Origin of the sequence: Candidatus Xiphinematobacter sp. Idaho Grape, assembly GCF_001318295.1 — a bacterium.
Taxonomy (GTDB): domain Bacteria; phylum Verrucomicrobiota; class Verrucomicrobiia; order Chthoniobacterales; family Xiphinematobacteraceae; genus Xiphinematobacter.
On record NZ_CP012665.1, the window covers coordinates 714,893 to 730,207 of the forward strand.

Below are 15,315 nucleotides of genomic sequence, written 5' to 3' on the forward strand. Positions count from 1 at the left end.
CGTGTGGGTACGCCCTCGCTCCTTTCTCCTGCTAATTTTGACCAAAATACTACAAGTCCTTCTATTATGCAGATACTCCCAGGATTTCGCGACTTTTATCCCTTGGACATGGCAAAAAGGAACTACCTTTTTTCTACCCTACGACGGGTTGTTCTTAGTTATGGATTTGTAGAGGTGGACGGTCCTACGCTGGAAAGCACTGATCTTTACAAAAGAAAGGGTGGAGGTGAGCTAATGGGGCAACTTTATCAGTTTATGGACAAAGGAGGCAGGGAAGTGACCATCCGACCAGAAATGACACTCACGGTTGCACGCATGGCTGCGAGGTCTGAAAAACACTACCGTAAACCTATGAAATGGTTCAGCATTGGTAGCTTCTTTCGTCATGAGCGGCAACAGAAGGGTCGGTTGCGAGAATTTTCTCAACTAAACTGTGATCTCATCGGCGAAGCTTCGTTTGCCGCGGATGCTGAGCTTCTGGCACTGGTCATCGATTGCCTACGTGCGTTTGGATTGGGCCCGCACGATTTCGTCGTACGACTCAGCAATCGCACAGCATGGCTTCGTTTCTGTCAAGAAAGAGGAGTCCGGGTGGATCAGATGGAGGAATTTCTCCAAGAGGTGGATAGAATGGAACGCTATCCGATGGGGGAAACTGCCAAAAAGTTCGCAAAATTCGGAGTGAGCCTACGGGAGGTGCATGACTTTGTCGAGTCAAAGGACTCTACCCATTTTAGTGAAGTGCTTGATGAGCTCTCTGCCCGTGGGCTTTCTGAATACGTAGAAGTTGATTTAGGCATTGTGCGAGGGCTGCTTTACTACACCGGAACAGTATTCGAGGTGTTTGATCAGAAGAAATGCTTGCGAGCTATAGCCGGTGGAGGACGCTACGATCAGCTGATTTCTTCCGTAAGCAACGGGAGGGTAATTTTGCCTGCAATAGGGTTTGGCATCGGGGACGTAGTACTCGGAGAATTGATCGAAACAGTCCCAGTTGCTGCTGAAAAAATGCATACTGCCTTAGCGTCTCAACCAGGATGTGAAGTCTTTGTGGTCATTGCCGAAGAAAATCGAAGAAAGCAGGCCTTGCGGTTAGTTCAACTCTTACGAGAAGAGGGGAAAAGCGTAGATTTCTCCCTGGGGGTGATACGTATTGAAAAGCAGTTTCGGCGTGCGCAGCAGCTGAGGGCCCAATATCTTGTCGTTGTCGGAAGAGAATGGCCTCAGGTCAAATTTCAACGATCAGCTTTCCACGAGGCATCTGTCTGTTCATATGAAAAACTTGCAGAGCATCTGAAAACTGATCATCCTGTCGCCCCTAATGAGGTATCGAACTTGTAGCTGTGGTGCGCTTCGTCTCGCACATGTTGGTGTTGAGTCTACGCTTTGTGGTTGGGTAGATTCTCGCCGCGACCACGGTGGTGTAGTTTTTGTGGATCTTCGCGACAGAGAGGGAAAAACACAGGTGGTTTTTCGCCCAAGGGGGGATGCTGTTGTCCTCACGGAATTAGCACACAGCTTGCGTTCTGAGGATATCATTCAAGTGATAGGAAAAGTGGCTGCTCGCCTACCAGGTACGGAGAACAGAAAACTGGTTACTGGAGAAATTGAGGTGGTCGCCTCCTCGCTTAAAATATTTAGCCGTGCAGACGTACTCCCATTCCTGCTCGGTGATTCGGAAATGACTAATGAAGATCTTAGACTTGCCTATCGCTATCTCGACCTTAGACGTTCTCCCATAATACGTAATCTTCGCCTACGCCATCGTCTCGAGCAGAGTACTCGCCTATACATGGACGCACTGGGATTCTTAGAAGTAGAGACGCCCATCCTGACCAGAAGTACCCCTGAGGGCGCACGTGAATTTCTAGTTCCGAGCCGTCTCCATCCCGGCCACTTTTATGCTCTTGCTCAGTCCCCACAACAGTACAAACAACTGCTCATGGCGGGGGGGGTTGAAAAATATTTTCAGATTGCAAAGTGTTTTCGCGATGAAGATGGCAGGGCGGACCGTATTATGGAGCTCACACAGATAGATATTGAAGCTTCCTTTGTAAGCCGCGGGGATATCTTCGTCCTTATTGAGGGACTGATGGAAAGAATTTTTCGAGACACACTGGAGATACAAATTCCAGTTGCGTTTCCGCGTCTAACCTATCGACAGGCTATGGACCGCTTTGGAAGCGACAGGCCGGATACACGGTTTGGCATGGAATTGGTGGATATAGGTGACATTTTCCATCTGAGCAGTTTTGGAGTATTTCGTAGAGTCTTGGACGCTGGGGGTTATATCAAAGCGATTAATGTCAAAGAAGGAATGTTCTATGCTACCGCTGGCCGCATTGAAAAGCTTGAGCAGATTGCCCACCGACATGGAGCCCAAGGGATCTCCTTTATTAGTGCGGAAAGTAGGGGATGGAAGTCTCCTGTTGGAAAATTCTTTTCCCGTTTAGAGAGAGATACGCTCACCAGTCGTCTACATATTGAGGAAGGCGATCTCGTTCTCTTTTGTGCAGACAAGTGGCAGACTGCCTGCGAGGTATTAGGGAAAATCCGCCTCTATTTAGCAGAGGCTTTACAACTGATAATAGATACAGGCCGTTGGGATTTTGTGTGGATAGTGGATTTTCCTCTACTAACACTCGATGACGCGGAAGGGAAATGGGTAGCAGTACACCACCCTTTCACGCGTCCCAAACAAGAGGATTTTCCCTTGCTGGATTCCGGAGAGTTTGGCCAAATACGCGCAGAAGCCTACGATCTAGTACTCAATGGAATTGAGATTGGTGGAGGTAGTTTAAGGGTCCATGAACCGGACTTGCAGGCCAGAATTTTTGACGTGTTGGGGATAGCTCCGGAGAGACAGAGTCGACTTTTTGGTCATCTCTTACGTGCTTTCCAATTTGGAACCCCACCTCACGGGGGTATTGCAATTGGAGTGGATCGATTGACAATGCTCCTGTGTAAGACTCCCCATATTCGAGATGTTATTGCCTTCCCAAAAAGTGGTCGTGGTCAAGATCTTCTCTTTTCTTCCCCTTCTACAGTAGAGAATTGTCAACTGCAGGAGCTTTCCATTCGACTAGCTGGAAATCCATCTTCGTCTTGACTTCTTTTTTTATGCCATTTGGAGGACATGCGCCCCGCTTTAACGGGCAAAACATCTAGTCGCTCACCAGTAAGTAGCCTTTTATGGACGCAGCAGAAAAGACTATCCTGTTGGTTTGTCTCATATAGGAAAGAAGGGGGATCCCCTCTTGTCGAGGACTTTTACTGTTAACACAATATATTGTGGAATACTGGTTTATTCTACACAATATACAGGTTTTGTTGACTTTCTTCTCCTCGAATGCTGAACTTTGCAGGCACGGTGGTCGGTATAGGCCGATGGGGTTTTGGGAATATTGATGGAGAGAAAACTGCGCGTATACGGTTGAATTAATCAAAGGGAGACCAGCATTTCACTATGGCGATTACCACAATCCAAATTGGAGATAGGCGTTTCGTGCTGGACCGTGATAAAGCCGAAGCAGCGTTTGCTGCCAAACGAGTTATCAACGGACGGAAAACAATGTTCTTTAATATCCTCCCCCTCAAGTACCAATGGGCTTATGATCTATACAAGAAGATGAAAGCTAACCACTGGGAACCCGAAGATATCCCTATGCAAAAAGATTGCGAACAATGGGGGGATCTGGCTACTCCAGAGATTGAGCACTGGATCATTAAGATGGGTGTTGGTTACTTCTCAGCAGCCGAGGGAATTGTTGGGGATAACATTATGCACGTTGTTCGGGAGCTAGTGACAGCGCCAGAACTGAAGCTGGTTTTAGGACGCCATGCTCACGAGGAGAATATCCATACTGACTCCTTGGTGTATATGATTAGCTCCTTGGGAATCAATGCCCATGAATGTGAGGCGATGTTTGAGGATATCAAAACGATTAGGAAAAAAACGGATTTCGTGGTGAGCAACAGCCACAAAATGCGGCGCAGTTTGGATCTGACAACCAGAACGAACAAACAAGCATTAGCAAAAAACATTTTCCTCTTTGGGCAGTGTGTAGAGGGAACCCAGTTTTTTGGCTTATTTGGGCTCATTCTCGCTCTTTACCGAAACAATAAATTTCCTGGTATTGGACAAATGTTCCGATACACCCTTCGTGATGAATCCAACCACATAGAACTTCTGCGCAACCTGCTAATGGATCTTGTAGAAGAGAATCCAGAGATTTGGACAGAAGCTTTCCGTTCAGACTTAAGGGAAACTATGGCTGAAGCTGTGCATCTAGAAAAGCAGTTTATCCAGGACTGTTTACCGGTTCATGTGGTCGGTCTGACGGGTCAAGAGTTTAAACTTTATATCGATTACATCGGAGACCGGCGTCTTATGGAGTGTGGATTACCCCCGTTAAATGTGCCTATTGCTAATCCGTTGCCGTGGATAGCCGAAATGATGGACATTAAAAAGGAGCAGAACTTCTTTGAAGGACGCGTTACCGATTACCAGAAATCCAATGTTCTGACTACCTCGCCTGATGACGAACTCTAATGCTCTAATTTGTTCCTGCGGTGCTTCCGCCATATGTCGCAAGGGGTCATAGCACCTAAGCAACTTGTCCAGTTTCCACAAGAAGAAAAGCCTTGGTGCACTTGTCGGGAACGGAAGATGTTTCAATGAAGATCACTATGTATAGTGGCAGAAGGGGGGGCAGCTGAGTGCGAATGAAGCAGTAGACAAAGTAAACATTTTTTCGAAATTCCTTTCTCCCTTTTCCCCGAAGGGAGAGAATCCAGACCGTAACCATGAGTTTGTGGCAGGGTAGTATGCTTTAACTCCGCTCGTGGGATGAGTGGAACAACGGACAAATGCTCCATACATCTGAGGATGACATTTTTTTGCTTATCGAAATTGAAATCTAGTCGCTCTCCGAGGGGTTGTAGTAACTACTATGGAAACAGTTCCCTTTGGGACCGATCCTCCAGGCTAATTGCTCTTCCGATCCAGCAGAGTAGTCCTGCTGCGTCTCGGCATGAAGCAAAGTTAGGACTGCTTTCAAAAAGGCTTTCCTTGCCGTGGAAGAGTTTCTATCCCCAGCATCAAAAATCGCAATTACTGTTCCCGAACGATTTTTATAAAACAGCGATACCTTGTTGGTCTGCCTTCTGGACATACAAGATATGGTATAAGAAGAGCTAATGTGCGATGGTCACTACAGCGAAGTTACAGAGAGTCACGTCCTTTACCGTATTCAACGCTCTCGTCTACGATATGAAAAATCTGGACGGGTCTTCTCTGGTCCGCCTGAACAAAAGGAACCTCCTATTATCGTCCGTACTATGACAGGCCAAAGTGTCTTTTGGGATGGAAGTGATCTAGAACACCGCATTCAGTTTGCCTCAGTTGGTCTGGATCTTTGTCTGAATAGCATACAGATTGAGAGCGAGTTGCGTCGCTCCATTGGAATAGAAGTTTCTGAAGACGTCCTCAGGAAAACTGTCATTTTGAATGCAAAGACTCTAATTGAGCGTGATGCCGATTTTTCCAGGTTTGCAGGTCGTATTCTACTTTCCTACATTTATGAAGAGGTGCTGGATTGGCACATTGCGCGCGATGGTGCTGAAGGTCTAAAGGCAGCGCACTGCAAAGCTTTTAGCACATATTTGGAGAGGGCAATCACTATTGAACGTTTAACTCCGAGATTGCTCTCCTATGATTTGGGGCGTCTAGCTGATGCATTAGATCCTTCTGCGGATTTAGACTTTGATTATCTTGGAATGCAAACCCTTTATGATCGCTACCTTATAGTAGACAAAACCGTAAAGCCGATCCGCCGCCTTGAAACCCCACAGTTTTTCTGGATGAGAGTAGCCATGGGTGTCTTCCTTGAGGACTTTGGGGATCGTACTGCCCTAGCCATGCAATTATATTGCCTCTACAAAAATAGGAGGTTTTGTTCCTCTACGCCTACATTGTTTAACTCTGGCACCCTGCATAGTCAGCTTTCTTCATGTTACCTCTATAAGGTGGATGATAGTATCGAATCCATCATGCAACGGGGTATCGCAGATAATGCCTATCTCGCAAAGTGGGCAGGGGGACTTGGAGGGTCGTGGACAGCGGTACGTGGAACTGGTAGTTACATTAAAGGCACTAATGGGGAAAGCCAGGGAGTGATCCCGTTTCTAAAACTGCACAACGATCAGTTGGTGGCCGTTAACCAAGGGGGGAAGCGCAAAGGCTCTGGCTGCGCTTATTTAGAAACATGGCACAGCGATATTTTTGACTTCCTCAAGCTGCGTGTCAATACAGGTGATGAGCGGCGGCGCACCCATGATATGAACACAGCAAATTGGATTCCGGATCTCTTTATGAAGCGCATGGAAGCACGGCAAAGCTGGATGCTTTTTCGCTCTAATGAGGTCCGAGATCTTCACGGACTTTACGGACGGTTATTTGAGGAACGTTATCAATATTATGAAACCCTTGCACGTCGAGGTCAGATCTTTGGACAAGAGGTACCTGCGATTGATTTGTGGAAGGAGATGCTCAGAATGGTCTTTGAGACAGGTCATCCCTGGATAACTTTTAAGGACCCTTGCAATATTTGCTCACCGCAGGACCACGTTGGTGTGGTCTACTCCTCAAACCTCTGCACGGAGATTACGCTTAATACTAGCGAAGAGGAGACAGCGGTTTGCAACCTTGGATCCATTGTTTTAGATAGCCATATTCTTGAAGATGGCAGCATTGATCACACGATGTTGAGAGATACTATCCGGACTGCTGTGCGTGCACTAGATAATGTTATTGATATTAACTTTTATCCAATCGAAGCCGCTAGAAGAAGTAGCCTACGCCATCGCCCTATTGGGCTAGGCGTGATGGGATTGCAAAATGCTCTACACAAGCGTGGGATCGGTTTTGCCTCACAAGAGGCCATAGAGTTTAACGACGAATTTATGGAAGTAATTGCATTCTACGCCTACAGTGCCTCTAGCGATCTCGCAGCTGAGCGTGGTACTTACGAGAGTTATGCAGGCTCCAAATGGGACCGTGGCATCCTCCCCCAGGATACTATTACTCTTCTGGAGCAGGAAAGAGGAGGATTCACAGAAGTTCCAAGAGACTGTAGTAGGATGGATTGGAAAATCGTACGCGAAAAGATACGTAAGCAGGGGATGCGCAATTCGAATGTGCTTGCCATCGCTCCTACTGCAACTATCTCCAATATCATGGGGACCACTCCATGTATTGAGCCAAATTTCCGCAACCTTTACGTGAAGAGCAATTTAGGTGGTGATTTCGTTGTACTTAACAGGGAGCTTGTTCTAGATCTGAAAGCGGAAGGGCTGTGGAATTCAGATATGCTCGACCAACTCAAATACTTTAACGGTGAGCTTGAAGACATTCCAAATATCCCTAAGCCTCTTAAGGAGAAGCACCTTACAGTATTTTCTATCGACTTTAATTATATTGTCGATGCCGCTGCACGCCGCCAGAAGTGGATCGACCAATCTCAATCTGTGACCCTTTTTCTGGCAGATCCAGACATGAAAACCCTTAGTCACATGTACCGTGCCGCTTGGAGAAAGGGACTAAAAACGACCTACTATCTTCGCATACTGAGTGCTTCTGACATCGAAAAAATCACTCTTTCCGAATCAAAGAAAAAGATCCGTGGAACAGTTGCCAAAGTGGCTGCAAGTGCAGCAGCGGTTTGTTCCCTAGAAACTCACCAGGTCAGCTTTGGGTGTGAGGCTTGCCAGTGACTTGACCGGGTGCTATGTGCCTATGCACGGCATAATTTGCCCCCAAAATCTTCCATCACCGCAAAGCAAACGTGGGAAGGGCCTCTCTTTGGAAGAATTGCCTTTTAACTCATAGATTCTAGAGCGTACCGTGCTGCGCCTAGAAGGGCGGTTTGATCATTTAGGATAATCTTGATGGGCATTGCTTTCATCAAAGAACCCATCCTTCCCTTATCCGCAAATGCATGGAGAAAGACAGAGCTTTTTATGTATTCAGCATTTCGTATGGGGATGCCGCCCCCTAGGTAGACCCCACCGGTAGCCATTACTTTTAGGGCTAAATTTCCAGCTTCTGCACCCAAACATCCCACAAAAATTTCCATGGTTTGTACACAAACAGGACACGTTCCTGCGTGAGCATACTTAGAGACGACGTATGCAGCATCCTGAAAGGCAACATGTTGCTCTGCCATTTCTTCTACCACCCTTGGTGAGGGCTCCATGCGTCCTGTACTTTGCAAAAAATTAAAGATGTTCTGGATACCTTGACCGCTAATAATGCGCTCATAGCTGACATGTCCAAATTGGCGTGTGAGATAGCGTAAAAGAGCGATTTCCAGATCACTGCGAGGTGAAAAATCTGCATGCCCCCCTTCACAAGCCCAAACTTGGTGGCGTTTTCCATCCCAGTAGATGCCAGCTTCACCCAGTCCTGTTCCAGGGGAAATAACACAACGGTTGCCAGCACCTAATTCGAGATTTCCTTCCTGAATAGTCAGAAAATCGGAGAGTTTTAGTTCTGTGATTCCATGCGCATTTGCAGCTAAGTCATTGATAAGATGTACCGAAGGAATGGAAAACTCCTCTGCAATCTCTTGGCTGTGAATGCTCCAGGGCAAATTACTTAACTTAACCTCATCTCTATGGACAGGCCCGGGCACTCCAAAGCATGCTGCCTGGATGGGGAAGGTCTCTCTAAAAAGAAATCCACGTAAGATTGTATTCAGACGTGGAAAGGAGGCGCTTGGATATCGGCGAGTTCTTAGTAGCACTAGGTGCTTTCCTGTTTTATTGTGGTCTATGCTGAAAAGAGCAATGATGCATTTTGTGCCGCCGATATCTCCTGCCAGAATGTATTCTGATCGATGAGGGGGCATGAAGAAGTGTAATGTTAGCAATGTTTTGCTTGTTAGGGCAAAGGCAGACAATGCCATTGATACCTAGAGTTGGCAATAAGGATGATAGGTAAGTCTCCCTGTCAGAAACTAATGAATAGCTCCCCTAAGAGTGTCCTTTCCTGACGGGGAAAGAGTAAGTTATTGCGAATAACCGCTTGGCATTAACAAATTCCTTCTGGATATTTTTTGAAAGAGTGATAGACTCCGGTGTACTCCCTTATGCAAAGAAAAAGTGCTTTCTCCCGTCGGATTCCAGACCTTGTTACGGAGGAGCTTGTTGCTGCTCTTCTTAAAGGGAACAGTGCCTTTGAATTCAAACATCTGTTTGATATCGTCCACGAGAGACTGCGTGCCAGAAATGCTGCAAGTGGCGGTGAAGAGATGTTGCGCTTGAGAGCTTACGAAAAGCTTCAGAATCTTGTCTCCCGTGGGATGGTTAAAAAAAGTGGCAGGAAGTATAGGGGGTTGGCCTCTTTAGCTAAAGCATCGACTGCAGCAGACACTCCTCTAGCTATTAAGTAAAAACCCCTCCTCCTTTTTAGCACGCCAAGCGAGCCCTGATATAGTAGGACAAATGTCTCCTTCCATGAAGGAATCTCCGCATGAAAGCAGAAGGGACTGCGTTGGAGAAGAGAGCAACCAGAAGAAGTCCCCCAGGAAGGGCACACAAGAGAACCAGTCGATTCTGCCTGCAGTGGAAGAACGGAAAAAATGCGTCAGGGAGGCCCCAAGAAAAAGCTCAGAATAAAGAAAGATAGGTTCGGCACGAAGTTTCTAAAACTGATGCCCCATAAAAAGGCTTTGTAAACTCACATGACTACAGCACTTACGGAAATTTCTGAGAGCAACTGGTAAGTATGGCGCGAGCTACCATACTCTCCCAAAGCTTCTTCTTTTGAAAGATCTCAATGCTCTGACGTACAGAATCCAAAAACGCGTTTGGTGTGGCATCATAAAAGATAAATCCATATCCTGTATTGCTAGTCTCATCGTACTCTTGCACTAGCCTGCAGAGGCTCCTTCTGGCAGAGGCAACCGGAATGGCTCCGTACCTTAATGCCCGTGTCAGGAAAATGCTACCTGGCTCTTCTTCTGTTATAGGTGTAGGTGCTAAGAGCGCATGGGATCCTCTAAGGACACGATTGGCCCACGAATCATCATACTCCTGTAGATAGGAGAATTTAGAGACATGTCTACGAGCAATAAATCTGAGTGTGGATCCGTCTTTATCTCGAACATCACCTAGGACAATGAGACGTACATCTTCAGCAAGAAATCGGTCCAGAACAGGCAGCAAAATGTTCATCCACCCATCTTCTCCCAGCATTTGACTGATCAAGGTAAAGACAGGTCCCCGAGGAAAAGGAGCAAGCCAAAGCGAGGAAAGAAGCCTGGTCGTGCACAAAAACTTATCCCCTACTATACCACGTACTTTTGCCGACGATGAACAACCCTTATTGGAACTCTGGACTGCATCGCCTTTTCCACTTTGCCGGATGCCTGACTTACCACCAACCTTCGTTCTGGGGAACATACAAAACTTAAGAAAGCACAAAGATATAATATCTATCTTAGTAGGCTATCTTAGTAGGATTACTGGGCATTGCGTATAGATATCTTCGAGCAAAGGATGAATCTCACCTGAGTTAAAGTACGCGGATACCCTCCCACCTTCCCTACCTTCGGTACTATCCTTTACCACGTTTTCGGCAGCCGAAGTACGTCCCGGCGTGTAGCCTCCTTACATAAAAGTGCTAATTTGTCAGTCAGGAATACCGATGGCTGTCCTCAAAGATGCCATAGTATAGTGACGGTTCGTTCTAGAGATAAATTCTACTGGAATGCTTGCAGGACAGACGGCCTCACACTCGTAAAAATTGGAACATCCTCCAAATCCCTCGGCATCCGTGGCATGTATCATATTGAGAACACGCTGCCGAGCTTCCAGTCTCCCTTGTGGCAGGAGTTCCAAGTGCGTCACTTTTGCAGCGACAAAGAGCATAGCGGAACTATTTGGACAAGCGGCCACGCAGGCTCCACAACCAATGCATGCTGCAGCATCCATAGCTAACTCAGCGGTGGCTTTTGGAATAGGATGGGCATTTGCGTCCGAAGCAGAACCAGATCGTTCGCTAATGAAGCCGCCTGCTTGAATGATACGGTCAAACGCAGAACGGTCGACAGAAAGGTCACAGAGAACAGGAAATGAAGTAGCCCGAAAGGGTTCGATGTAAATAGTTGAACCATTAGAAAATTTCCGCATGTAAAGCTGGCAAGTAGTCTCACCTCCCGTACAGCCATGGCCATGCGGGACGCCATTGATTGTCAGGCCACATGTCCCACAAATTCCTTCCCGGCAATCATGATCGAACTGGATAGGAATCTCCCTCCGGGAGGTAAGGTCTTCATTGACAATGTCCAGCATTTCTAGAAATGAAGCCTCAGATGGAATATTCCTTGCTTCGTAGTCTACCATTCTCCCGAGCTCTCTTGGGCCGGCCTGTCGCCAAACCTTAAGATGGAAATTCATGGCTGTGTGCACGGCTCTATTTGTAACTTCGTGTAGCAAACTGGACGGATTCGTATACAAGGTGCTCTTTTATGAGAGAAGGAGCAACGTGTTCCCCATCAAACTTCCATGCTGCTACGTAGGCATAGTTTTCGTCGTCGCGAAGGGCTTCTCCCTCATCTGTTTGATGCTCTATACGGAAATGACCTCCACAGGATTCCTCTCGGTGGAGAGCATCGTAGCAAAGAAGCTCACCAAACTCCAAAAAATCAGCTATGCGGCCAGCCTTTTCCAAGGACTGATTCAACCCCTCTCCAGTACCTGGAATGCTAGCATTCCTCCAGAATTCCTCGCGGATCTTTGGAATCTCCTCGAGTGCCCTCTGCAGGCCTTCTCGGCTACGAGACATGCCGCAGTTGTTCCATAAAAGCAACCCTAATTCACGGTGGAAAGAGTCTGTTGAACGGTTGCCACGGATAGAGAGCAGTTGCGCAGTGCGAGTACCTACCCTGTGCTCTGCGCTACGAAAGGCAGGATGGTCAGACGAAGGCCGCTGGACTCCCAATTGGGTAACAAGGTAATCTGTGAGGGTGTAAGGAATAATAAAATAGCCGTCTGCAAGCCCCTGCATGAGGGCACTAGCTCCAAGCCGATTAGCGCCATGATCAGAGAAATTGGCTTCCCCCAAAACATAAAGACCAGGAATATTACTCATCAGATTGTAGTCAACCCAAAGCCCACCCATAGTATAATGGACCGCTGGGTAGATGCGCATTGGCAACTCGTAAGCGTCTTCCCCGGTGATATTATTGTAGATTTTGAAGAGGTTGCCGTAGCGTTCCTCAATTATAGGGCGTCCCAGTCTTCTTAGAGCATCACTGAAGTCAAGGTAAACACCACGCCCTCCTGGGCCAATTCCACGTTCCTCATCGCAGACTTCCTTCGCGCTGCGGGAGGCAATGTCGCGGGGAGCTAGGTTACCATAGCCTGGATATTTACGCTCAAGATAGTAGTCCCTTTCAACTTCTGAGATACCCCTGGGGGGCCTGAAACAGTCCTCTTTACGTTTGGGTACCCAGACTCGACCATCGTTGCGCAACGATTCAGACATAAGGGTAAGCTTAGACTGGTAATCTCCACTGGCAGGAATGCAGGTAGGATGGATTTGGGTATAACAGGGGTTGGCAAATAAGGCGCCTTGCTTGTAAGCCCTGTACGTGGCAGTCACGTTGCAGCCCTTTGCATTTGTTGAAAGGTAGAAAATATTGCTGTACCCACCGGTGCAAAGGAGCACTGCATCAGCTGCGTGGCTATCCACCCTACCGGTTACAAGGTTACGCACAACAATACCCTTAGCGTGTCCGTGTACTAGAATTAGGTCGAGCATTTCTGTGCGTGGCAACATCTCGACCTGTCCTAAGGCGACTTGGCGCTGCAGGGCCTGATAAGCACCTAACAGAAGCTGTTGCCCAGTTTGGCCGCGGGCATAAAAGGTTCTGGAGACCTGAGCCCCTCCGAAAGAGCGATTAGCTAGAAGTCCACTATACTCGCGTGCAAAGGGGACCCCCTGTGCAACACATTGATCGATAATAAAAGTACTCACTTCAGCGAGGCGATATACATTGGCTTCACGTGATCGGAAGTCCCCGCCTTTGATGGTGTCATAAAAAAGACGAAAAACACTGTCGCCATCGTTTTGATAGTTTTTTGCGGCGTTAATCCCTCCTTGAGCTGCAATACTGTGAGCACGTCGGGGGCTATCTTGATAGCAAAAACACCTTACCTGATATCCCTGTTCCCCCAATGTTGCCGCTGCTGAGGCTCCAGCCAGACCGCTTCCTACCACCAGTATCTTAAACTTGCGCTTGTTGGCGGGGCTGATAAGCCCTGCAGTATCCTTGAATAGAGCCCACTTCTTTCCAAGGGGCCCTCCGGGAATCTTCGCGTCCAGCGTCATTTTATCATCTTATAAAGTCCGCACCTAGTCCAAAAAATAGAATGGAGACAGGGATGGAAGTGTAGCCTACAAAAAGCATCCATGCGATAAAATAACCAGCAGCGCAAAAGACTGGCCGAAACTTTCGGTTGGAAATACCTAATGTTTGGAAAAGACTTCCAACACCATGGCTTAGATGGAAAGCAAGCAGAAAAAGACCGAGGATATATAGCCCTGAAATAAAAGGATTGCGAAATCCATGAGCAATCATGCTGAATATATCACGTTCACCATCAGGGGTCTTTAAATGCGCATGCGCAGGTTGTACAAGTCCCCATGTGAAATGACAAAGATGGAACAAGACAAAGATAAAGACGCTGACCCCGCTCAGCCGTACTGTGCGATTAAAAAGCCTCGTTTGAATGTGTGTGCGAAAAACATTTTTTATGGTAGCCTTTGCAGCTCCTCTCCATAGAGCTACAGTAAAGTAAATGTGAAGAAAGCCTGCTACTAAAAGAATAATCCGTACTGTCCAGAGGACGGGCCAGAAGTCTCGCAAATGTTTCCCATAACTGTTGGTCCAACTTGGCCCCATGTAAACGGTCAAGTTCCCCAATAGGTGCCCAAACAGGAAAGACAGGAGGATAATTCCGGTGAGGGCGACGATGGTTTTACTTCCCACAGAAGAATGTGCCCAAACAGAGGAACCTAGCGAGGAGGAATTTCCCCGCAAGGTAGTCCATGTTGGAGGAGACGACATATCTGAACGTCCTATTACCCCTATTAAGGGGGACATTCAATACTTCTTTTGGCAATCTTATGCTTGCAATCCAGGGTAACAGTTCATTGAAAGTTTATTCATGGATAAAATTTATCCCTTTCCAAAGCAAGCTCGCCTTGGTAAGGAAATGCGGCCTAGACGTAGCTACCGTAGCAATAATTAAAGAGAGATACGGTCGACGCCTGCTGGATACGGGAACCCTAAAAAATCGATCCTAACCAAGCATTGAGGATTGCAAGCGTTCAAGAGAAAAAACAACAGGTATGGTTTCATTGTACGAGTTATAGGCTGAGAAGGATAAGCGGTAAGGGAGTAGTTTGGCAGATCAAGCTTTTTGATTACACGGGAACAGTTGTTTGCCATTTGCTAGTCTCGGCGAAGGACGGTTCTGTTCTACTGCCCCTAGCGTCGGAGCTTAGTAGGTCTTCTCGATCTCGATCGAGGAGTGAGTGGATACAGGGCCGGTCTGGTTGGATATAAGAGGTCCACCGCCTTAACTCTCGCATACAAAGTACGGGACCCTAGTAGACAAATGGTAGATAAAACTAAAGACACCTTTCTGCGTACTGTAGGGACTCTCCAAGAGTGGATTACAGGAAAACGAGCCATTGCAGTACACTAAGAAGATAGCACTCCCTGAGCATTTAAGATAGAGTGAGTCGATAGAGTAAGTCGGTGCTGAGTACAACTTGTATGCATACAGTCTTTATCTTCGCCCTGGTTGGTTTCTTACTTTTGTCAGCGGAAGTATTTTTTCCAAGCATGATGCTGGGGGCACTAGGATTGATGGCGCTTATTACAGCAATGGTACTTGGGTACGCAGAATATGGCCCTATCTTAGGAAGCTGGGTTTTTGCTGGAATAGGGGTGCTTTGTTCAATGGGATTTCTTCTCTGGTTGAGAGTCCTTGCATATTCCTCAATTGGGAAGTGTATTTCCAACCGAGAATCCCTTTCATCTTCCTTGACAGGCGGTCCTCGTATGATAGGAGCTCGTGGTGTGACTCTTTCTGCATTGCGTCCTACAGGTATTGCTTTCGTTAATGAGAAACGACGAGACGTTATAAGCGATGGATCCTTCATTGCTCCTGGCGTGTCCGTTACAGTCATCGCTGAGGACGGACAAAGGCTGGTTGTACAGGCTTCGGATTGCGGGTAAA

The 15,315-nt window shown here is 47.1% G+C and carries 11 protein-coding genes; 6 read left to right on the forward strand and 5 right to left on the reverse strand.

Features of this window, described 5'->3' with window-relative positions; translation table 11 throughout:
• Positions 1 to 66 precede the first annotated feature (66 nt).
• The 4 genes from hisS to AMD24_RS03385 all read left to right on the forward strand — a co-directional run bounded on the left by hisS (position 67) and on the right by AMD24_RS03385 (position 7,773).
• Complete coding sequence (hisS, locus tag AMD24_RS03360) at positions 67 to 1,341, forward strand: histidine--tRNA ligase (protein WP_148565191.1); 1,275 nt, start codon at positions 67 to 69, stop codon at positions 1,339 to 1,341.
• Positions 1,322 to 3,109, forward strand: a complete 1,788-nt coding sequence (gene aspS / locus AMD24_RS03365; protein WP_062100659.1) for an aspartate--tRNA ligase — start codon at positions 1,322 to 1,324, stop codon at positions 3,107 to 3,109. The genes hisS and aspS overlap by 20 nt, the downstream gene beginning before the upstream one ends.
• A 357-nt stretch (positions 3,110 to 3,466) precedes the next feature.
• Positions 3,467 to 4,552: a ribonucleotide-diphosphate reductase subunit beta gene (locus AMD24_RS03370; RefSeq protein ID WP_062100660.1), complete on the forward strand. Its 1,086-nt coding sequence runs from the start codon at positions 3,467 to 3,469 to the stop codon at positions 4,550 to 4,552.
• Between the two features lie 647 nt (positions 4,553 to 5,199).
• Positions 5,200 to 7,773 carry a ribonucleoside-diphosphate reductase subunit alpha gene (locus AMD24_RS03385; RefSeq protein WP_062100663.1) on the forward strand — a complete coding sequence of 858 codons (2,574 nt, stop codon included), beginning with the start codon at positions 5,200 to 5,202 and terminating at the stop codon, positions 7,771 to 7,773.
• Between the two features lie 104 nt (positions 7,774 to 7,877).
• Here AMD24_RS03385 and glk read toward each other — a convergent pair whose 3' ends face one another.
• Positions 7,878 to 8,909, reverse strand: coding sequence for a glucokinase (gene glk / locus AMD24_RS03390; protein ID WP_062100664.1), 1,032 nt, complete (start codon positions 8,907 to 8,909; stop codon positions 7,878 to 7,880).
• A gap of 240 nt (positions 8,910 to 9,149) precedes the next feature.
• Between glk and AMD24_RS03395 the strand changes: the two genes are divergently transcribed.
• A complete protein-coding gene (locus tag AMD24_RS03395; RefSeq protein ID WP_062100895.1) occupies positions 9,150 to 9,452 on the forward strand; it encodes a hypothetical protein in 303 nt (100 codons plus the stop codon).
• A 304-nt stretch (positions 9,453 to 9,756) separates the two neighbouring features.
• Here AMD24_RS03395 and AMD24_RS03400 read toward each other — a convergent pair whose 3' ends face one another.
• From AMD24_RS03400 to AMD24_RS03415, 4 genes are all read right to left on the reverse strand, one after another.
• Positions 9,757 to 10,464, reverse strand: a complete 708-nt coding sequence (locus AMD24_RS03400; RefSeq protein ID WP_062100665.1) for a hypothetical protein — start codon at positions 10,462 to 10,464, stop codon at positions 9,757 to 9,759.
• Between the two features lie 228 nt (positions 10,465 to 10,692).
• Positions 10,693 to 11,460: a succinate dehydrogenase/fumarate reductase iron-sulfur subunit gene (locus AMD24_RS03405; RefSeq protein WP_062100896.1), complete on the reverse strand. Its 768-nt coding sequence runs from the start codon at positions 11,458 to 11,460 to the stop codon at positions 10,693 to 10,695.
• Positions 11,461 to 11,476: 16 nt separating this feature from the next.
• Positions 11,477 to 13,396, reverse strand: a complete 1,920-nt coding sequence (locus AMD24_RS03410) for a fumarate reductase/succinate dehydrogenase flavoprotein subunit (protein ID WP_062100666.1) — start codon at positions 13,394 to 13,396, stop codon at positions 11,477 to 11,479.
• A gap of 4 nt (positions 13,397 to 13,400) precedes the next feature.
• Positions 13,401 to 14,171: a succinate dehydrogenase cytochrome b subunit gene (locus AMD24_RS03415; RefSeq protein WP_082383049.1), complete on the reverse strand. Its 771-nt coding sequence runs from the start codon at positions 14,169 to 14,171 to the stop codon at positions 13,401 to 13,403.
• A 678-nt stretch (positions 14,172 to 14,849) separates the two neighbouring features.
• Here AMD24_RS03415 and AMD24_RS03420 point away from each other — a divergent pair.
• Positions 14,850 to 15,314 carry an NfeD family protein gene (locus AMD24_RS03420; protein WP_062100668.1) on the forward strand — a complete coding sequence of 155 codons (465 nt, stop codon included), beginning with the start codon at positions 14,850 to 14,852 and terminating at the stop codon, positions 15,312 to 15,314.
• Position 15,315: the final 1 nt, after the last annotated feature.